Annotated in this window: 17 protein-coding genes and 1 pseudogene; 11 read left to right on the forward strand and 7 right to left on the reverse strand. The window is 60.0% G+C overall.

Annotation, left to right across the window (positions count from 1 at the left end; genetic code table 11):
* Positions 1-440: 440 nt before the first annotated feature.
* Together ACA046_RS13600 and ACA046_RS13605 are read left to right on the forward strand one after the other, a co-directional pair.
* Positions 441-1,661 carry a methyl-accepting chemotaxis protein gene (locus tag ACA046_RS13600; protein WP_497677079.1) on the forward strand — a complete coding sequence of 407 codons (1,221 nt, stop codon included), beginning with the start codon at positions 441-443 and terminating at the stop codon, positions 1,659-1,661.
* Between the two features lie 124 nt (positions 1,662-1,785).
* On the forward strand, positions 1,786-1,989 hold the full coding sequence (locus ACA046_RS13605) for a hypothetical protein (protein ID WP_003214710.1): 204 nt from the start codon (positions 1,786-1,788) through the stop codon (positions 1,987-1,989).
* A gap of 4 nt (positions 1,990-1,993) precedes the next feature.
* Here the strand turns inward: ACA046_RS13605 and ACA046_RS13610 are convergent, their stop codons facing one another.
* From ACA046_RS13610 to ACA046_RS13620, 3 genes are all read right to left on the reverse strand, one after another.
* Positions 1,994-2,230 (reverse strand): DUF2789 domain-containing protein, encoded by a 237-nt coding sequence (locus tag ACA046_RS13610; protein ID WP_076016222.1) that lies wholly within the window; start codon positions 2,228-2,230, stop codon positions 1,994-1,996.
* A gap of 83 nt (positions 2,231-2,313) precedes the next feature.
* Positions 2,314-2,544, reverse strand: coding sequence for a hypothetical protein (locus tag ACA046_RS13615; RefSeq protein ID WP_076016221.1), 231 nt, complete (start codon positions 2,542-2,544; stop codon positions 2,314-2,316).
* Positions 2,545-2,687: 143 nt separating this feature from the next.
* Complete coding sequence (locus ACA046_RS13620) at positions 2,688-2,891, reverse strand: hypothetical protein (protein ID WP_459028459.1); 204 nt, start codon at positions 2,889-2,891, stop codon at positions 2,688-2,690.
* Between the two features lie 465 nt (positions 2,892-3,356).
* On the opposite strand from ACA046_RS13620, the gene ACA046_RS13625 reads away from it, so the two are divergent.
* The 3 genes from ACA046_RS13625 to ACA046_RS13635 all read left to right on the forward strand — a co-directional run bounded on the left by ACA046_RS13625 (position 3,357) and on the right by ACA046_RS13635 (position 5,142).
* Positions 3,357-3,806: a hypothetical protein gene (locus tag ACA046_RS13625; RefSeq protein ID WP_178124270.1), complete on the forward strand. Its 450-nt coding sequence runs from the start codon at positions 3,357-3,359 to the stop codon at positions 3,804-3,806.
* Positions 3,806-4,003: a hypothetical protein gene (locus ACA046_RS13630; RefSeq protein ID WP_258345193.1), complete on the forward strand. Its 198-nt coding sequence runs from the start codon at positions 3,806-3,808 to the stop codon at positions 4,001-4,003. Before ACA046_RS13625 ends, ACA046_RS13630 begins: the two co-directional genes overlap by 1 nt.
* A 122-nt stretch (positions 4,004-4,125) precedes the next feature.
* Positions 4,126-5,142: an ABC transporter substrate-binding protein gene (locus tag ACA046_RS13635; protein ID WP_497676762.1), complete on the forward strand. Its 1,017-nt coding sequence runs from the start codon at positions 4,126-4,128 to the stop codon at positions 5,140-5,142.
* A 156-nt stretch (positions 5,143-5,298) separates the two neighbouring features.
* On the opposite strand, the gene ACA046_RS13640 is transcribed toward ACA046_RS13635, so the two are convergent.
* Together ACA046_RS13640 and ACA046_RS13645 are read right to left on the reverse strand one after the other, a co-directional pair.
* A complete protein-coding gene (locus ACA046_RS13640; protein ID WP_497676763.1) occupies positions 5,299-7,425 on the reverse strand; it encodes a TonB-dependent receptor in 2,127 nt (708 codons plus the stop codon).
* 94 nt (positions 7,426-7,519) lie between these two features.
* A complete protein-coding gene (locus ACA046_RS13645; RefSeq protein WP_003214719.1) occupies positions 7,520-7,909 on the reverse strand; it encodes a DUF2946 domain-containing protein in 390 nt (129 codons plus the stop codon).
* A gap of 93 nt (positions 7,910-8,002) precedes the next feature.
* On the opposite strand from ACA046_RS13645, the gene ACA046_RS13650 reads away from it, so the two are divergent.
* Positions 8,003-8,440: a DUF3995 domain-containing protein gene (locus ACA046_RS13650; protein ID WP_076016215.1), complete on the forward strand. Its 438-nt coding sequence runs from the start codon at positions 8,003-8,005 to the stop codon at positions 8,438-8,440.
* Positions 8,441-8,528: 88 nt separating this feature from the next.
* On the opposite strand, the gene ACA046_RS13655 is transcribed toward ACA046_RS13650, so the two are convergent.
* Together ACA046_RS13655 and ACA046_RS13660 are read right to left on the reverse strand one after the other, a co-directional pair.
* Complete coding sequence (locus ACA046_RS13655) at positions 8,529-8,939, reverse strand: DUF6896 domain-containing protein (RefSeq protein ID WP_497676764.1); 411 nt, start codon at positions 8,937-8,939, stop codon at positions 8,529-8,531.
* Positions 8,936-13,581, reverse strand: a pseudogene (locus ACA046_RS13660) (RHS repeat-associated core domain-containing protein). The gene ACA046_RS13655 and the pseudogene ACA046_RS13660 overlap by 4 nt, the downstream one beginning before the upstream one ends.
* A gap of 366 nt (positions 13,582-13,947) precedes the next feature.
* On the opposite strand from ACA046_RS13660, the gene ACA046_RS13665 reads away from it, so the two are divergent.
* The 5 genes from ACA046_RS13665 to ACA046_RS13685 all read left to right on the forward strand — a co-directional run bounded on the left by ACA046_RS13665 (position 13,948) and on the right by ACA046_RS13685 (position 19,477).
* Positions 13,948-15,351 (forward strand): amidase, encoded by a 1,404-nt coding sequence (locus ACA046_RS13665; RefSeq protein WP_459029274.1) that lies wholly within the window; start codon positions 13,948-13,950, stop codon positions 15,349-15,351.
* A 212-nt stretch (positions 15,352-15,563) separates the two neighbouring features.
* A complete protein-coding gene (locus tag ACA046_RS13670; protein WP_459028468.1) occupies positions 15,564-16,322 on the forward strand; it encodes a DeoR/GlpR family DNA-binding transcription regulator in 759 nt (252 codons plus the stop codon).
* A complete protein-coding gene (locus ACA046_RS13675) occupies positions 16,300-17,580 on the forward strand; it encodes a M20 family metallo-hydrolase (RefSeq protein WP_497676765.1) in 1,281 nt (426 codons plus the stop codon). Before ACA046_RS13670 ends, ACA046_RS13675 begins: the two co-directional genes overlap by 23 nt.
* Before the next feature lie 8 nt (positions 17,581-17,588).
* Positions 17,589-18,545 carry a phosphotransferase gene (locus ACA046_RS13680; protein WP_497676766.1) on the forward strand — a complete coding sequence of 319 codons (957 nt, stop codon included), beginning with the start codon at positions 17,589-17,591 and terminating at the stop codon, positions 18,543-18,545.
* A complete protein-coding gene (locus ACA046_RS13685; RefSeq protein ID WP_177026401.1) occupies positions 18,542-19,477 on the forward strand; it encodes a choline kinase family protein in 936 nt (311 codons plus the stop codon). The genes ACA046_RS13680 and ACA046_RS13685 overlap by 4 nt, the downstream gene beginning before the upstream one ends.
* Positions 19,478-19,484 lie beyond the last annotated feature (7 nt).

A 19,484-nucleotide genomic window follows, 5' to 3' on the forward strand; every position in this document is an offset into this window, starting at 1 on the left:
GCTACATAGTGGCGTCTAATGCAGTCACAATAACGACAAGCAGCGGGGTAACGAACATGGCTGGAGACGGATCTCTCATGGGCGCAGCAGTGTCACCACCAGTGGTGGCGCGTCAGTTGCCCGGCTGGTTGACGCCGCTCCTGCAAAGTACCGCCCTGGTGCTGTTGCTGCTGGGCCTGGCGTTCGCCCAACTCTCGATTTACCTGTGCCTGCCGGTCGCCCTGCTGCTGATCTGGCTGCCCCGCCTGACACATCGCACCCCCAGCGTTGCCGCGTCCGAAGCCACCGATGCCATCGGCGAGCTGACCCGCGACCTGTCCTACACCACCAGTCATAACGCATTGTCTGCTGCCGGCGTGGCCTATTCGGTCAAGCAACTGGCGGCCAGGCTGCAATCACAATTAGGCGCGGCGCAGCAGATCGTCAGCAGTGCCGAAGTGATGATCGGCACCGAGAAAGTCACTTCGGAACTGAGCCGCCAAGCCCTCGGCGCCGCCAGCCAGGCTCATCAACGCAGTACCGAAGGGCGTGAGGTGCTGGCGCAATCCATCACCCGCATGCACCAGCTCAGCCAGCGCGCCAACGACAGCCGTCAGTTGATCGAGGCATTGAGCCAGCGCAGCGAAGAAATCCAGCGCGTCACCCTGGTGATTCAGTCGATCGCCAGTCAGACCAACCTGTTGGCCTTGAACGCGGCCATCGAAGCGGCTCGGGCCGGTGAGCATGGTCGTGGGTTTGCGGTCGTCGCCGACGAAGTGCGTGGCCTGGCCGGGCGAACCGCCACGGCTACCGATGAAGTCGGGGTGATGGTGGCGGATATCCAGCAAAGGACCGCCCAGGTGGTGGAGCAGATCCGGCAATTGTCAGCGGATTTGCAATCCGGTGTAGAACAGGTAGAGCACGCCGGGGAGCAACTGGAGAGCATCGCCACCCTTGCAGCGGATGTGGAAGGGCAGGTCAACGTGATCGCCCAAGGCACAGACACCAATCGCGCCCAACTCGACAGCCTGTTCCATGCAGTGGAGCAGATGCGCAGCGATTTGACCGTCAGTGACCAGCAGACCCAACAGCTGGCTGCCGCCGCCGTGCAAATGGAAGGGCAGGCTGAAACCATCAGCGAGCGCCTGGCCGAGGTCGGCCTGGACGACTACCACCAGCGTATCTACGACCTGGCCCGCGAGGGGGCGAGCCGGATTGCCGCGCAGTTTGAAGCCGACGTACTGCAAAACCGCATCAGCCTCGATGACCTGTTCGACCGCAGCTACACCCCCATTCCCAACACCCGGCCGAGCAAATACCACACGCGTTTTGATGGCTATACCGATCAGGTGCTGCCAGCGATCCAGGAAGCCTTGTTGCCTCGGCATGAGGGACTGGTGTTCGCGATTGCCTGCACGCCACAGGGTTACGTGCCGACTCACAACAAGGCGTTTTCCCAGACGTTGACCGGCGATGCCCAAGTGGACGCAGTACAAAACCGCACCAAGCGCAAGTTTGAAGACCGCACAGGAATCCGCTGCGGCAGCCACCAGCAGGCGGTGTTGTTGCAGACCTACACCCGCGATACTGGTGAGTTGATGCACGACCTGTCGGTGCCGGTCACGGTCAATGGCCGACATTGGGGCGGCCTGCGCCTGGGCTACAAACCCGAAGGGCGCTGATTCAGCGGGGGATTGTTGCAGGTTATGCAAGGGAGCTATTCCGGGGATAGCTTTTTCCAACTGGAGGAAAACCGTAGCATGGCGAACATTGTTAGCCAGCTAACTAATTCTCTGGAGGCGTTCCATGCAAACCAAAGTCGATGTCGCCGTGATGATTGGCAGTGGCGTACCACCCACCCTGCGCGCGCTGGGGCAAAAGGCCTGTTGGGTGGTGTTGCTTAACGGCGAGCAGCGCGGCACGGCGTTTGCCAGCCGCGATGAAGCCGAAGAGTGCAGGGCTGCCTGGGAGGCGTTGTTGCACCTGGAGCAGTCAGACAGCCTGCATTGAAAGGTTAGCGTGGCTGGTGCAGGCGCTGGTTCAGCTCATCGACCGCAATCGCCCAAACGGCGTCTTCACGCAGCTCATCCTTAAGGAATTGGGCTTGTTGCGGTGACCAGAAATCCGCGTCAATCAGCTTTACATCGTTGGGCAGGGTGTGTTCGCCGATAAAGGCGTCAATCGCCTCGGGGGACGATTCCAGTCCAAGTTGTTCAAACAAGGCTTCGAGGGTGTAAGTCGGCGCTTCCATATCGTTCTCCATGCAGGCTGATCATCGTATGCATGGGAGGTTTGAGGCGGGGCAGAGTTCGATCGGATTTTTGCGCCGGGTAATCAGGAAGTCAGCGCGCCTGAATCGACGGCGGCCTTAAGGGCTTTGGCAGCATCCTTGGCAGCCGTGTTGGCGGCGTCTACGGTTTTGAACCAGCGGTCCTTTTCCACTTGGTGGGTCGTCACGGTGGTCAGGGGAGCCTTGGCCCGCATCACAATCACGGCTTGGAACTCACCGTCTACTTCCCTGGCTTCGCCATGGATAAAAAATTCGCCAATATCAAATTCCGTCACGTATAGCCTTCCCTTGGAGGTAATTGCGCTGATGAAACCTGAACCGCAAGGGGACAAATCTCAATGGACGGACCAGTATGGCAGTTGTTACGCGCTGGCGGCGCAGTAAAGTCAACCAGATGACGAAACGCCAACCCAGGTATTCAACCTTGGGTGGCCCAGAGGATCGCTTCCAGTTGCCTGGCCAGTTCGCACGCCTCGCTATGGCCACTGCGAAAGCCCTTGATGCGGCCGCTGGGCACTTCAAGGATATGAAAGAAGTTTCTTCCGGCGGGCAACACACGGTAGAGCGCCGAATGCAGGCCACCGTCGTGGGTGTATAGGGAGTAGAATTGGCGGTCATCCATAAAAGATGAACCTGTGTTCGAGGGTGTGGCAATCGGTTGAGGTCGTTGCATAATCAGCTCCTGTCGATCGAACTTGCGGACCCGTTTGCAGTATTTCGGGTGGTTTTAACCCGTGGTGCTGTTTTAGTATTGTCGTCAGCATCTGGCGTTCGGTTCCATCCGAAGCATTAATTTCTGTGTTGGATGTCGGAAACTGCATTTTTTAAAGGGTTATTGTCTGAAGTGGGTCGGCCAGTGTTCTCTGGTCGTTAAACCTGTGATCTCCTGCAACGCCTGGCGACCTGCGTAAGGTGCGTCGGGCACGCCTGTACTAGTCTTACGGCTTGGCAGAGTGATCTTCTTCAGTTTTTATCAGTGAATTTGTTGTGTGATCGTGCCGTTTCGGCCGTTTTTTGTGCTGCCCGCTTGGGCGGACAGCACCCTTTTGATGTGGGGGGCGTTTCCTTGGCAGTCAGTAATCTGGATATGCACGCGTTATTCGTGCTGGGTGATTTGCGCGCAAAGTTGGTCAAGCAGTTTCAATCCCGTTTCGTCTACGTCACTGAACAGACACCTGAAGGTATCTACATCGCCGAGATCGACACCGAAGCGGCGCTGGTGGTGGACGATAAGCCGCGCCTGGAGCTCAAGGTCGGTGATCATTTCCGGGCGGCTGTATTGCCCAGTCGCGAAGGCGGCAAGTTCGAGCTGAAGTTTCGCGATATCAAGTTGACGGTGTATGGCCTGGGCGATTACGCCTTTGTGTCCACGACTGACGGCCAGGGCATTGTGTTCAAGGAAGGCCACAGTGTGATGTTGGTGTTTGCCGCCAATGAGCAACTGGTAGAAGGCTTGACCAAAACCCTGAAGGCCGTCACCGGCAAGGCCGCCAAATGGCGCAAGGGTGAGCTCGTGACCTTCAAGGCCAGCGAGTAATGAGCCAGGGTAGGGCGCAGTTCCATGAGCAGCACCTGCTCGATGCCCAAGCCAGGGCGGCGCAATTGTTTGCCCGCAAATCCGAGTTGCAGGGCGCCTGGTTAAACTGGGTCGCCGGCCAGTTGTATGAACTCAAGCCCGCCGAATTCGCCAGCATGGTGCGCCGCGAGTTGCAGCGGTTGACCAATCCGCCGTAAAAGCATGCGACATGCCATGTTCGCCGGAACCTCTACTACAGTTGAGTTGACTTAAGTATTCAGAGGCTTCGCGGTGTTACAGCAAAGCCGTTCGCTATTGCTGTAGGCATGAGGTGCAAAGCATGAAAGGAATTCGAGCGCTATTGGCGGCCTCGCTGACGACCCTGAGTTTGTCGGCGGCGTCGCTGCCCGTATCGGCCGCCCAGGCGCCGATTCATTTTGCAGACCTGAACTGGGAAAGCGGCAGCCTGATCACCGAGGTGCTGCGGGTGATTGTCGAAAAGGGCTATGACCTGCCCACCGACACCTTGCCCGGCACCACCATTACCCTGGAAACGGCCCTGGCGAAAAACGACATCCAGGTGATCGGCGAAGAATGGGCCGGCCGTAGCCCGGTGTGGGTCAAGGCTGAGGCCGAAGGCAAAGTGGTGGGGCTCGGGGATATCGTCAAGGGCGCCACCGAAGGCTGGTGGGTGCCGGAGTACGTGGTCAAGGGCGACCCGGCCAAGGGCATCAAGCCCCTGGCGCCGGAACTGCGCAGCGTGAAGGACCTGGCGCGCTACAAGGACGTGTTCAAGGACCCCGAAGCGCCAAGCAAGGGCCGTTTCCTCAACAGTCCGATCGGCTGGACCTCGGAAGTGGTCAACAAGCAAAAGCTCAAGGCCTATGGGCTTGATGACAGCTACGTGAATTTCCGCAGTGGCTCGGGTGCCGCGCTGGACGCCGAGATTGCCTCGTCGATCCGCCGGGGCAAACCGGTGCTGTTCTATTACTGGTCACCTACGCCGCTGATGGGGCGCTACAAACTGATCCAACTGGAAGAGCCGCCATTTGATGCCGAGGCGTGGAAGACACTGACGGATGCGGACAATCCCGATCCGAAACCCACCCGTTCGCTGGCTTCCAAGCTGAGCATTGGTGTGTCTACACCGTTCCAGAAAGAGCATCCGCAGATCGCCGAGTTCTTTGCCAAAGTCGACTTTCCGATCGAACCGTTGAACAAGGCGCTGGCCGAGATGAGCGAGAAGCACAGCCAGCCGCGTGAAGTTGCCCAGGCGTTCCTCAAGGATCATCCGGAGATCTGGAAGGCGTGGCTGACTGAGGATGTGGCGCAGAAGGTCGAAGCCAGCCTGAAATAACACCGATATAACAGCCCGATTGAGATCAAAAATGTGGGAGCGGGCTTGCTCGCGAAAGCGGTTTTTCAGCCACCATTTGTATTGACTGACTCACCGCTTTCGCGAGCAAGCCCGCTCCCACACTGACCTCATTCTTACCTTGAAATTTGCCGGGCTTTAGAACTTCGTCTGCACCGCCAGCTCAAACGTCCTCGGCGACCCGAGGTAATACGCCGGCGACACATGGGCAAACTCGGCATACACCTCATTCGTCAGGTTACGCACCCGGCCCGTCACGGAAGTGTGTTGATCGACCTTGTAAGTCAAAAACGTCCCGAACAAGGTATACGCCGGCACCGTCAGGGTGTTGGCGTTATCGGCATACGCCGACGCCACATACCGTGCATCCACACCCCCTTGCCAATCCTCCGCAAAATCATAGGTCAGCCACAAATTGCCCACCTGCTTGGGCACATTGGTCGGCGTATTGCCCTTGCGCGACACCACCGCACCGCTGGCGGTTTTCTCGTTGAAGTCCTCATATTCGGCATCGACCCAGGCATAGTTGCCCTCCACCAATAGCTTGGGCGTGACCCGCAACGAACTCGCCAGTTCGATCCCCTTGGACGACTGTGCACCCACCGGAATACTGTTGGTCGGGTCCTGCGGGTCGGTCACGGCGAAATCCTTGCGCTCGATCTTGTAGGCGGCAACGGTGGCCGAACCGCGACCGTCCAGGTAGTCGAACTTGCTGCCCACTTCCCACTGCTTGCCGGTGGACACGTCGAACACCTGAGTGGTGCTGCTCGGCTGTTCGGCGGCGGTGCTGTATTGCACGTAGACATTGGCTTGTGGAATGAACTGATACGTCAGGCCGATGCGCCCGGTGACCGGCTCCCAACTGCGCTTGACGTGCCGGGGATTGCTGGCGGTGATGGCGCGGTGGTTGGTGACCTCAAGGTCAATCGCGTCATAGCGCAGGCCGGTGAGCAGCGACAATTTATCGGTCAGCCCCAAGCGGTTTTCCACGAACAGCGCCTTGGTGGTGACGGCGTTGGTCTTGTCCGGATCGAAGCCGGGTTTGGTGCCGGGAAGGTCATAGAAATGCCCCGGATCGTAATTGTTCGGATCCACTGTGTTTTTGGCGGATACGTTCAACGGGTTGCTGGTGGTGCTGTTGACCTTGTACTCAAAGCCGCCCGACCAGGTGGTGCTCAAGCCGAAGAACGTGTCGTCATGGCGCAGCTCGAACTGGTTGCCGTTCTGTTCACCCTGATGCCGCACCTGATAGGCCGTCGAGCGATTCACCGCGCTGTTATCGGCGTTGTACTGGTAGGTTTCCAGGTTGCGATAGTCGCGTTGGCTGTCGAGGTGATAGAGCGTGTTTTTCAGGGTGGTGCTGTCGTTGATCCGGTAGTCGATGATCGAGCGCACCCAGATTGTGCGTTGCTCATAACGACCGTCAGCCACGTTGTAGTTATTGAAGCGGTTGTGCTTATCGATCTTCAACTCGCCCGACTTCGGGTTGAGCACCGGCGTGCCCCAGTAGGGGCTGTCTTCGTGTTCGTCCTGGTATTCCAGGGCCAGGGTGTGGGACAGGTTCGGGGTGAAATCACTCAGCAGGGAAAACGCCACGCTCCAGGCATCGCGCTGTTGGCGATCGATATAGGTGTGGTTGGTGTTGCGGCTCACGTCCAGGCGCGCGTAGTGCTGGACCTCAGCGCCCGGCTCGGTCAGCGCGTGGTTCAGACCGAAGGCCATCCCGGCGGTATCGTAGCTGCCATACGTCAGTTGCCCTTCGGCAGCTTGTTCCTCGCGGGTAGCCAGCTTGGTCACGTAATTCAGCGAGCCACCGACGGAACCGGCGCCATTGATCAGCGAGGAGGGGCCGCCGACCAATTCGACCCGATCATAAATCCACGCATCCACCGGGCGAGCAAGGCCGCCGGACACCGCGACGCCATTGAACATCTGGGTAATCTGGCTGCTGGTAAAACCCCGATAAGAGATAAAACCGCCAAACCCCGGCGGCGCGCTGGCGTTGACCCCAGGCAGGGTATTGGCCGCGTCCTGAAACGTCTTGGCGCCTCGGCGCTCGATGTCGTTGCGATTGGCAATGCTGATTGACGCCGGAGTTTCCCGCACGCTCAGCCCGAGGCGCGAAGCCATGCCGCTGGACTGATCCAGGGCCAGGCCGGCATCGCCGGTTTGCTCGCCATCAATGGTGGTCGGTGCCAGCTCAATCGCCCAGGTGCTGACAGGCAGGCAGCCGAACAGGCCCGCCAAAAGGGGTAAATGTTTCATGGTTGAATCCTGAAAAACATGGCTTGAAAACAACCCACAGCCGTCCGCACTCCGAAGGAGGCAGCCGCATGGGCAAATCAAAAAAGCGCAGGTATCAGGCGAAGGCGGGCGGGGCGCGCGGATTAGCCGCAGGCCAGGTGAAGCGGGCAGGAATGTCAGCGCTGGCAACGATGGCTGGCGGCGGCGCATGGGGTTGCGGCAGCACCGCCACATTGAGGCTGGAGTTGAGCGCCGGGCCCATCCCGCCGGTGGAGCACAGCGGGCAACCGAAGGCTTTCGAGAGCGTGGGCAGGGATTCATCGGTCGACTTGTAAGGTGCTGGCGCCTGGGTGCGCGGGTCCACCGTACAGAACTGGCCGCCGATGCCGTTGAGCTGCATCCCGACCATTTGCCCATGACCAATGCTGCAGGCGAACACATTGAACAGGACGCAGCAATAGAGCATCCAGGCAATGAGCGAGCGGTCGGTACGGGCGAGTTTCATGGGGCGGCACTTTACCATCAGCCGCCGACGAATTGCCTGCAAAAAATCTCAAGAGGTCTATCCTCTTTCGGACTTTTCCAAGGATATCCAGCCATGAGCTTTTTAGTCGCGCGATGGATTGTCGGGGTTTTTGGCTGTATCAGCCTGGTGCATTTGTACTGGGCAGCCGGCGGCAAATTGGGCGTTACCGCCGCCATTCCGCAGCTGCCGGGTGAATTCGCCAGCGGGCCACGCCCGGCGTTCAAGCCGTCGGCGCTGGGTACGTTGCTGGTGGGCGTGGGGTTGGTGGCGATTGCGGTGTTGGTGTGTTTGCGGGCCGGGCTGTATTTCGAGCCGGTGTCCAACCACGCGTTGCAGTGGGGCATCAGTGCGGTGGCACTGGTGATGTTTGCCCGGGCGATTGGGGATTCGGAGCTGGTGGGGTTTTTCAAGAAGGTCGGCGGGTCGCGGTTTGCGCGGCTGGATACGTTTTTTTACTCGCCGTTGTGTTTGGTGTTGGGGGCGGGGTTGTTGGTGGTGGCGTGGAGTTGAGGGCGAGTGTTTACCGCGAAAGAGTGAGTTTTGCGCTGGGTAAACTCGAATGCTCGCCTGGTGACAGCTGGTCAGGGGGCGAGCAGGGTCAAGGATTCAGGAAGTATAGGTTGGACATAGAGTCAGTGACTTTTTGTGCTTTTCCTTGCGCTACATAATTCTTGAATTCAAGTTTGAGTGTGTTCTGGTTAGTGTACTTTTTGTACCGGTGTGGTACTTCGCATGCGTATATATAAAGCCGCCACGGGTCGAAGCCGTCCACCCTTTCGTCTGGGCCGTAGTCGAAATCGATACATACTCCGGAAAAATCGACTCTGCAGCCAATTCCGTGTAGTTCGTAGGAGATGTTGTCAGTGATCCTCCCGCGTTGCGGGATTTCTTTTCTGCGCCATAGCCGGAGGATGTTTTTTGTTCCGAAAGTGCGTTCAAGTAAATCGGTCGCTTTTTTCACTTGATATAGATATTCGTGGATCAAATTCTCCAGGTTGTTCTTTTTCATCGTCTCGGCCTTTCCAATCTATCAAGTCCAACAGCATTCGAAGCGTTTATTACGTCATCTTTACTTTTGAGCGTTCCCTTATGGCTATTTAGGTTCTCGATCAATTTTACGGTGACTGGCGTATTTGTCCGTCTTGCCGCTGAGGCTCGGTGGTGCCCGTCGATAATATAGCGCTGCCCGTTCACCTCGGCCACGTCGATAGGCTCATTTGTGTCGTAACCCTTGCTCCGCATGCTGAGGGAGATTTCGTCGACTCGCTTGGTTGATCTTTTCCCCTCGATACTATGTGTTCGATTCAAGCTTTCCGCATCAACTCCTTTAATAACTGGCGCCGAAGGTACACCTTCATCGGCTTTTACTTTGCTAGCAGGATCGTTATCAACGGCTTTCGGCTTACATCCATCGCCACCCGGGCAGGTGTTCAACCCAAGTGGGTCAACCCACCCCGTCGGGTTGGGCACGTATTGGTATCCGTTCAGCCCACCCGCCAGCTTCACCGGGTCGGGCGTCAGATAGCGGCCAATGTCCGGATTGTAGTAGCGATGGCGGTTGTAGTGCAGCCCGCTTTCCGGGTCGAAGTATTGGCCCTGGAAGCGCAGCGGGTTGGTGATGGTGTTGACGTCCAGCTTGGCGATTTGGCCGTAGGCGCGGTAGTGGGCGGACCAGACGATTTCGCCGTCGGATGCGGTGAGTTCCTGTGGGGTGCCGAGGTGGTCGAGTTGGTAGTGGAAGGGTTTTACGTCTTCCGGGCCGTAGCCCTTCAGCAGCACTAACGGGCGGAAGCTGTTGGGTTCGTAGAGGTAGCTCTGGTGGTGATCGGCGCTGTGTTCGGCGATCAGGGTGTCGCCTTGCCAGAAGAATTCAGTGGTCTGGCCGTTGAGAGTTTTGGCGATACGGCGGCCAAACGGGTCGTAGCGGTAGCTGGCCTGTGTGCCGTCCGGTTGGGTGACGGCGATCAATCGGTGTTGGCAGTCGTAGCGGTATTCGGTGACCAACTGCTGGGCACGACCCCGACGTTCGCGCAGGAGATTGCCGAAGGCGTCGTAGTCGTAATGACGGTCGCCTTGCATCAACAGGCGGTTGCCTTTCACGGTGCTGGGGCCGACGCGGTCTTGCATCAGCAGGTTGCCCGCCGGGTCATGGACGAAGCGTTCCTGCAGGTCGTGCGAATGGTCGGTGCGGGTCAGGCGATCTAGCGGGTCGTAGTGGAAGGCGTGCTGGCCTTTGCGGGTGTCGAGGATGCGGGTCAAGTTGCCGCGTTTGTCGTAGTCGTATTGCCGGCGCTGGTGGCGTTGTTCCTGTTGGGTGATGGCGTGGGCGTGCAGGCGGCCCTGGTCGTCGTAGTGGTAGTGGCTGAGAAGTTGGCCTTGCTGGCGCTGGTGTTCACGGCCGGATTTGAACAGGTGCGAGGTGAGCAGGTTGCCGTTGAGTTCGACGGTGCCGAGGTCGCCGCCTTTGTCGTGGTGAAAGGTGAGGCGGTTGTTATCGGGCAGGCGCAGGTAGTTGAGTTGCCCGCATTCGTCGTAGCCATAGCGCAAGGTGCCCCAGCCCTGGTGTTCGGCGGTTAGGCGGTTTTGCAGGTCGTATTCGTAGTGGAGCGGCCAATTACCGTCGTCGACGTTGAGGAGATTGCCGAGGCGGTCGTAGGTGTAATTGACGCTGCTGCCGTCAGGCAGGTTTTTCTTACGAGGCGCCCGGCCGCATCGCGCGCATAACCGGTAACCAGCTGACTGCCATCGTCGCCGTATTCGGTCTTTTCCAGCAGGTGCCCGGCGAGATCGTAGACGTAGGCGGTGCGGCGGCCATCAAACCCGGTTTCCTGCTGGATCAGGCCGTTGGCGTGGTACTCAAGCCGGTAGGTTTCCCCAACCTCATTTTCGATCTCGGTGAGTAACAACCGAACATTGTCATAACGGTATTTGAGCTGCGTGCCGTCCGGATTAATCCGACGGCTGATCAGGTGCAGACCGTCGGCATACTCATAGCGAGTAACCCGACCCAGCTCGTCGCGCTCTGCAGTGATTTTTCCGTACGGGTTGTAGCTGAATTCGCGAGTGGCGCCGCCCGGCTGAATCACTTTCAGCAAGCGCCCCACGGCGTCCCACTGATACTGGGTCAGCGCGCCATGCTCATCCTCGCAAGCAACCTGCCGCCCCAGGTCGTCATAGCGATAACGCCGCACTCCGCCATTCGCCAGCTTCTCTTCGGTGAGCTGGCCACGCTCGTCCCAAGTCAGCCGCTGACTGCTGTTATCCGGATACCAGACGCCGCTGAGCTTTCCGTGTTGGGTGTAGGTGTATTCGGTGTAATTGCCGTCCGGATCAGTCTTACGGGTGATATCGCCTTGATCGTTACGCTGGTATTTCCACACCGCGTCACCACGGCGTACAACCCTTACGAACCCGTTGTCATGCTCGTAGGAGGTGGGTGCATCGTCACCGGGAAACAGCGCAATCAACCGACCGGCTTCGTCGTACTGATAAGCCGTCACCGCTCCCAGCGGGTCCTGCTCGACCGTCAGCCGGCCTTTTTCATCGTAGGATTTGAAGTGCTGCGCGCCGTCCGGATCGATCCGCTGCACCAGCCGTGCGCGCTGGTCATGAACGTAGACTTCCTGGCTGCCATCGGCGTTGTGCACGGTGACAGTGCCGTTGTCGTCCCACACATACCGCGTGTCCATCTGCGAAAAGCTGGCCCAGTGCCGGACACACCTTGCAGCCTTGCCAGACCTTTCCCACTCCCAGAAGAAACTCGCCCCACCGGCCAGTTCCCGTTCCAGGATCACCTGTTGATCGTCGTAGCGATAACGTTCGCTTTCGCCTACCGCGTTGGTCGCTTCGATCAACCGCCACGCATCGTCGTACTTATAGGCAACAACGTTTTGCTCGGTAACCCAGCCGAGTTCCCGCTGCACCTGATAGTCGACCGCGACGATATGCCCGCGGTCATACCGCAGCAGCAATCCTTGGCCAACGTGGTTATCGATCCGCTGAATCCGCCCGGAATAGTCGCGGGCAATGCGTAGCCGGTTGTCGTACGCATCGCTGATCGACGTCAGCACACCGTTGCGGAAGTGGTAGAAAAGCGACGCCTGAGCCAGCACCAGTTCATCGGGTAAGGAGCCCAGACAAATCGCCGCTTCCGCCAGGCTATTGGTGATGGCTGGCCGCGCAGCAGAGGGCAGGGGAAAGGTAGTGCTGCGGTTCTCGTGATCGGTCCACACCACCGATTCACCGCTCACCACCAACCGCTGCGCCAACGAATGACTCCAGCCAAACCCCAACCCGCAATCCACTTCCACGGCACTACTGCGATACAACCGCGTCCAGGCAAACGGCAGCACACCCTCCAACGAGCCGTCAGTGAGAGTCAGCAGCTCCTCACCGGTAACCATCGAAACCGGGCAGCCATCGGTACAGGTATTCGCCGAACAAACCGAAGCATCCCCATTGGGGTTTTTCGCCGAAGCAGGCACATCATCCACAGGCTCCTGCTTCACCAGCGTCGTGCGAGCCGTCGGCTCCCGCACCATCGGCGCCGGATTCGAAACCTGATCTGGACCAACCTTCAACGGCACCGCCGCAGCCTTCACCGGCACGGCATGACTCTGAAGCAATAACGGCTTAAGCACCTGCGCATGCCCATCCAGCGGGGCCGTACCCCCCAGCTTGGCAATCTGCTCCAACCACTCCCGTGCCTGCCCGGACTTGACCTTGCCCAGCACCTGTGGGCCCAAACGCACCGTCACACCCATGCCGCCGGTGGCCAACAGCAACAGCAGGTTGAGCAGCACCTCGGGAGTCATTTCCCCCAGCAGCTCGTTCATATCCGGCGGCGGAAGCAATTGCGCCCAACTGAACATCGCGGCCAAATAGATGAACAGCAGGGGTTCATCGCTCAGCACCAGAAGGCCGTTGGCAATTGCCTCTTTGCCGAGCTTCAACAGTTCGTCAAGCTCGCCCCGGGAGATGTAGTGCAGCAATTTTTCGCTGTTGGGTTTGATGTCGGCCAGCAGGTCGTACAGGTTTGGAATGCCGTCCCAAAGGCTGTACAGCGTGTTCGTTATCCCCCGCACGAACGCTTCATCCATCAACTTTCGACGGTCGAGGGCGCTGGCATTTGAATAGTGTTTCCACTGCGCTTCGAAGCTGTTCGTCCATTCGCTGCGCAAGCTGCTTTCCAGCGAACTGATCACCGACTGATAGGAGGCGTAGAGCGCCTTGACGTGATCCCTGGAAACATTGGGATAAATGCTGACCTGATACTGCTGGTCGCGGGTGCAGTCGGTGACTTCGAGAATGCCGCTGGGGCCGATGGTTTTATGGATGGGAGGACCGATCGGACTGCCGTCCTCGGCGATGGTCTGGAGCATGACCGGCGTGTTGCCGATTGGCACAAACCGTGTGCTCTCAAACATATGCACCAAGGTCAGCGCACCATTGGGTTTGCACACCGCAACGGTGCTGCTTGGGGCTTTAGAGGAAACCGGCGCGACCAAGGCAACCTCATCCCCGACCTTGAACACTTGCTCGACTTCCAGCGCCGAAAAGCTCCAGAAACTCTCAGCCCATTCGTCAAAAGTATTAAGGCACTGCCTGAAGTCGAGAAGGACTGCCTCTACATCCCTCGTCTCCGCATCCATGGGGGCCAGGGCCAGCCTGCCAATGGCGGGATTCAAGAAGCGGCCCCATCGGGCAGGGCGTTAATCGGAAAAAGCATCGGCGTTCCCTCGCGCTGTGTGATCAGGCGAGGGACTTTGCAGAGGTTCGTAAGAGAAAGAAGTCGGAGCTATCCACTACTACTGATAGGACGTTTCGCCAAACCTGCGACTAACCTGGCGAGCTTCCGTAAGCCAAATCCACTGCAAAAAATAAATCCAACAAAAACCACATACACAACAATTCCAACTTGACAGCCTTCATTCCCTTGGCGTCTATTGACGTACCCGCTGGATCATTTCGCAGATGTCCCTGGATGCTCAATGAAGACTGATACCTCACTGACTCAAATGCCCAGCGTTCTACAAGCGGCTGAAAGTATCCGCCAAGGCACACTCACCCCCGTGCAATTGGTCGAGCAAAGCCTCGAATCCATCAAAACCCACAATTCCACATTGAATGCCTTCGGCGATGTCTACACCGAGTCCGCGCTGGAACAAGCCGAGATCCTGACCGCAGAAGCACAGGCCAACCGGTTTCGCGGCCCGCTCCACGGCATCCCCTTCGGCATCAAAGACCTGTTCTCCACCGCCAATTTGCGCACCACCCGCGGTTCGCTCACCGGCCTGGACAACGTCCCCACACAAGACGCCCCGATCATCCGCCGCCTCAAAGACGCCGGCGCGATCATCCTCGGCAAGACCGCCACCACCGAATTCGGCTGGACCGGCGCCAGCACCTCCCGGGTCTTCGGCAACGGCCGCAACCCGTGGAACCCACAACTCACCAGCGGCGGCTCCAGCTCCGGCTCGGCCATCGCCGTGGCAGCACGCATGGTCCCGGCCACGCTGGGCTCCGATGGCGGCGGTTCGGTGCGTATCCCCGGTGCCTTCTGCGGTGCATTCGCCCTTAAAGGCTCCCTCGGGCGCATCCCCACTTGGCCGTGGTCGGCTACTGAAATGCTTAGCCACGCCGGCCCGATCACCCGCACCGTGCGTGACAGTGCGCTGCTCTTCGATATCCTCTCCGGGCCCGACCCGCTGGACCACCAGGCTTTGCCCGCGCCGACCGAGTCCTACCTGGCGCGCTGCGACCAGCCGCTGGGGCCATTGCGTGTGGCTTATTGCCCAACCCTGTTTGATACGCCCGTGAACCCGGTCATCGCCGCCACCGTCGAAGCCGCGGTGCATTACCTCGCAGATGAGCTGCCGGTCACCGTCACCACCTTGACCCTGGACTGGCAAGACCCGCTGGCCACCTTCGAAACCCTGTGGGTGGGCGGGCGCGGGATCGCTTACGGCAAATCCCTGGCCGATCGCCTCGACCAACTGGACCCAGGCTTCGCCGCACTGATCAAACGCTCCGCCGATTACGATTTGGCGGCCTATCTAAAAGCCGTGCAACAGCGCGCACTGTTCGCCAATCAGGTACACGCATTGTTTAACGACTACGACGTGCTGCTGATGCCGACGATGCCGATCCTGCCGTTCGCCGCCGACCGGGTTGCCCCGCAAGGCTGGCCAGGGGAGGAGGGCGCGGTGCCCTGGGCCCGGTGGACGCCGTTTACCTATCCGTTCAATATCACCGGCAACCCCGCCGCCAGCCTGCCTTGTGGCTTTAGCCCGAGCGGTTTGCCGATTGGCTTGCAGGTGATCGGCCGGCGCTTTGCCGACGCCCAGGTGCTGCAATTCTGCGCAGCCGTGGAAGCCATCGCCCCTTGGGATCAGCACCTTCCCCCGATGCTGATGCCCTGATTGATTACACCCGGAGTGGGCTCAAAAGAAGCCGGCCCGTGATAAACGCTTTGTGTTGTCCTGCCCTTTCACACCCTGATGAGTGAGAGGTACCCGTGACCCTGTCCATGGCCGTATTACGCTCTATGCTCCCTGCTGGACCGGCACGCGCCGCGTCTCGCCGTGGGCCGCGCAATACCGGCCGCCTGAACCTGCCCTGGAATACCTCTTTTATGCTCAACCAGCCACGTCTCGACGAAATAATGCTCCTGCTCACCCAACACCAGCGCGTCAAGGCGTCGGACCTGGCGCAGGCGCTGTTCGTCTCCGAAGAAACCATCCGCCGCGACTTCAAGTACCTGGAAGAAGCCGGCAAGCTGCGGCGTATCCACGGTGGCGCGATCCTGCCGCGGCTCAACGAAGAACAACCGCTGCAAGTGCGCAGCCGCATCAAGCCCCAGGCCAAGACGCGCATCGCGGTGTGTGCGGCGAAGCTGGTGAGCGAAGGCATGGTGCTGTTTCTCGACACCGGCACCTCGACCCTGGCCCTGGCCCAGCAACTGACCGCTTTCAGCCAGTTGCGCATCATCACCAACTCCCTGGACATCGCCCGCCTGATCACCGAACAAAGCGCCAATCAGGTGCTGGTGGTGCCTGGCGATGTACGCCGCAACGACAACGCGCTGATTGGCGCCCATACCCTGGAATTCGTCCGACAGTTTCACTACGACATTGCCTTCATGGGCATCGGCGCTGTCGACCTGGAGCTGGGGTTCATGGACTACCAGGAACCCGAGGCGCTGCTGCGCCGGGAGCTGACCAAACACAGCCTGCGCAGCGTGATCCTGGCCGACGACGCCAAGTTCGGCCACCGCACCTTTATCAATACGCTGCCGTTCAGCGCCGTCACGATCCTGGTCACCAATCGTGCGCCGTCCGACGATTTTGCGAGCCGCCTGGAGCAAGCCCATGTCGACATCCTTTACCCCTGAGTTGCTGTCGCCCAGTGAACAGGACCTTGCAACCTTCGAGGCGCTGTTCCGCGACACCTCAGCCATCGGCGCGACCCAGGCCGGTGGGCTGCATCGCCTGGCCGCCTCGGCCGAAGACGGCGCCGTGCGCGACGTGTTCGCGGGCTGGCTGACTGAGCGCGGCTTTGAAGTGCGCGTGGATGCAGTGGGGAATATGTTCGGTTTGATCACCTTTAATCCAGACGCGCCCTACGTGCTGTGTGGCTCGCACCTGGACAGCCAGCCGAGTGCCGGGCGCTTTGATGGCGTGTATGGCGTGCTGGCCGGCGCGGTCGCGGTGGCCAGCGTGGCCCGGCAGTTGCGCGAACGCGGTGAAGTCCCGGCGTGCAACCTGGCGGTGGTGAACTGGACCAATGAGGAGGGCGCGCGTTTCCAGCCCAGCCTGATCGGCAGCAGCGTGTTCACCGGCGACCTGGCCCTGCAAGACGCCTGGGCCTGCCGCGATGGCGATGGCATCAGCCTCAAGCATGCGCTGCAACAGATTGGTTATCTGGGGGAAGGCAAGGTCGCACTGGACGTCGCCGGTTATGTGGAAATCCACGTCGAACAAGGCGGCGGCCTTGAGCGCGACGGTCTGGCCATCGGTGTGGTCCGCGACACCTGGGCCGCCCTCAAGCAACGGATTCGTTTCATCGGCGAACAGAACCACACCGGCCCAACGCCCATGGCCGCGCGCAAGGATGCCTTGCTGGCCGCCGCCCACGCGATCACCGCTGTGCGGGCCGAGGCCGACTTGCACGGCGTGCAACTGCACAGCTCGGTGGGGCGCCTGGAGATTTACCCCAATTCTCCCAACGTTGTGCCGTCCAGCGTGACGCTGCATGTGGAATACCGTTCGCCAAACACTGAGTTGCTGGCCGCTGCGGGTGAGCGCCTGGACGCCAGCCTCCAGGCCATCGCCAGCGCCACGTCAACGGACTACACCGTCGAAAGCCGCGCCCTGCGTGAACCAACGCACCTGCACCACGGTTTTTCCGAACTGGCCTACAGCGTCGGCCAGCAACTGGGCTTGCCCATCGGAAACAGCGTCACCGTGTCAGGCCACGACGCCATCAGCCTGAGCCGGCACTACCCGGTGTGTCTGCTGTTTATCCCGAGCAGCAATGGCGTGTCCCATAACGAAGCGGAGTTCACCAGCGAGCAGGACATGCGCAACGGTTTGCACATGCTGACTGCGTTGTTGCACCGCGCCTGTTCCACCCCCAACGCCTACCGCTGAGGTCTGCCATGTCGAGTCGTTTGCAAGCAAAGTCACGGCTGCTGGGCGCCCTGGAGGCTGCCGGCTTGTCCGCCCACGTGGTGATCGAAGAGGGCACCGCCGGGATCGCCTCGCCGGTGCGGCTGGCCACCGAGTGGACCGGCTATACCGTCACCGCGCCATGGGGCCAGTGTTACGCCAAAGTCTTGCATGACGACATGCGTGCGCTGATCGACATCGAACGCACCGCCCGCGCCACCCAACTGGCGGCGGATTGCGACGTGACGCCCGGTGTGCGCCTGGTGGATGCGGCGGCCGGCGTGTTGCTGCTGGATGCCTTGCCCGCCAGCGAATGGCGCTGGGCGCGCCTCGACGAATTGATGCCACCCCAGCGCCTGCAAGCGCTCTGGGCCCTGAAGAAACAACTGCACGCCGGAACCTCGCCGGGTTTTACCCGCTCGCCGTTGCAAGATATCCAGCACCTGCGTGAGTTATGCGTGCGCTACAGCGTGGCCTTGCCCATCGACCACGTCTGGATCAGCACCTGCATTGACCTGGCGTGGACCTCGTTGCAACTGAGCGCCAGCGACTCGGTACCGCTGCACGGCGACGGCGTGGCGAGCAACGTGATGATTGGCCCGGACGGCGCCTTGCAACTGATCGACTTCGACTACGCTGGCTGCGGCGATCCCTGGTACGACGTGGCCATCAGCCTCAACGAACTGTATGTCTTCGAAAGCGATTGGCGCGAAGGCATTGTCGCCTGGGCCGGCGAATGCCGCGAAAGCGACTACGCCCGCTGCCGCTTGTACGCCTTGATCAACGATTGGTACTGGACCCTTTGGGGGCTGTGGGTCGGCGCTACTTCGGCGCGGCCGTTGGAGTTTTCCAAGGTCGGGCAGTGGACGCTGTTGCGCTGCCGCCAGGGTCTGCAAGACCCACGGTTCGAAGGTTGGCTACGTCAGGTACAGGAGGGGCAGGCATGAAAGCGTTAGGTGAGGCGTGTACGCCACAAGAGTGTCAGCTGGAAGCGGCGGTGCGCGGGGTTGCCAGTTGGGGCGGCAGCGGCATTCGTTATGAACCGGTCAGCGGCGGGATTTCCAACACCAACTGGCGGGTGGAGGTGGCCGGGATCGACACCGCGTATTTCTTCAAGGTACCGGGGGTGGGCACCGAGATGTTTATCGACCGCCGCACGGCCCACGATGCCAGCCTCAAGGCCGCGCAAACCGGTTATGGCGCGCCGGTGTTTGCCTTCCTTGAAGAGTTCGGCGTGGAAGTCTTCGAGTTCATGGAAGGCTGGCGCGCCTCGTCCAACCATGACTTTCTCGACCGCGACGTGCGCCATAACGCGCTGCATGCCCTCAAGGCCTTCAACGACCAGCCGCCGTTGGTGCAGACCAAAACCGTGTTCGACATGATCGCCGAGCACCAGCGCCAAGTGGAGCAACTCAACGGCTGCAAGCCCGCCGACGACGCCTGGCTGCGCCGCCAATGCGACCGCGCCCGGGGCGTGCTGCAAGCCTCAGGCATGGATTTGGCACCCTGCATGAACGACACCCTGGCGGGTAATTTCATGCTCAACGACCGTCGGCAGATTCGCCTGGTGGACTTTGAATACGCCTCCAACAACGACCGGCATTACGAACTGGCGTTGTGGTTCGGCGAAATGTTTTTCACCGATGAAATGGAGCTGGCCTTGATCGAAGACTACTTCGGCCAGGTCACCCCGCAGAACCTCGCGCGCATCAAGTTGCACAAGGCCCTGGCGGACATCAAATGGTCGACCTGGGCGATGGTGCAGCACGCGGTGTCGCAGCTGGATTTCGACTTCTACAAATACGGCACCTGGAAGCACATGCGGGCCCGCAGCATCATCAACGATTCGCAATGGGAAACCTGGCTAAGACAGGCTTGAGCCTGCG

It is taken from the genome of Pseudomonas sp. LBUM1641 (genome assembly GCF_059716235.1).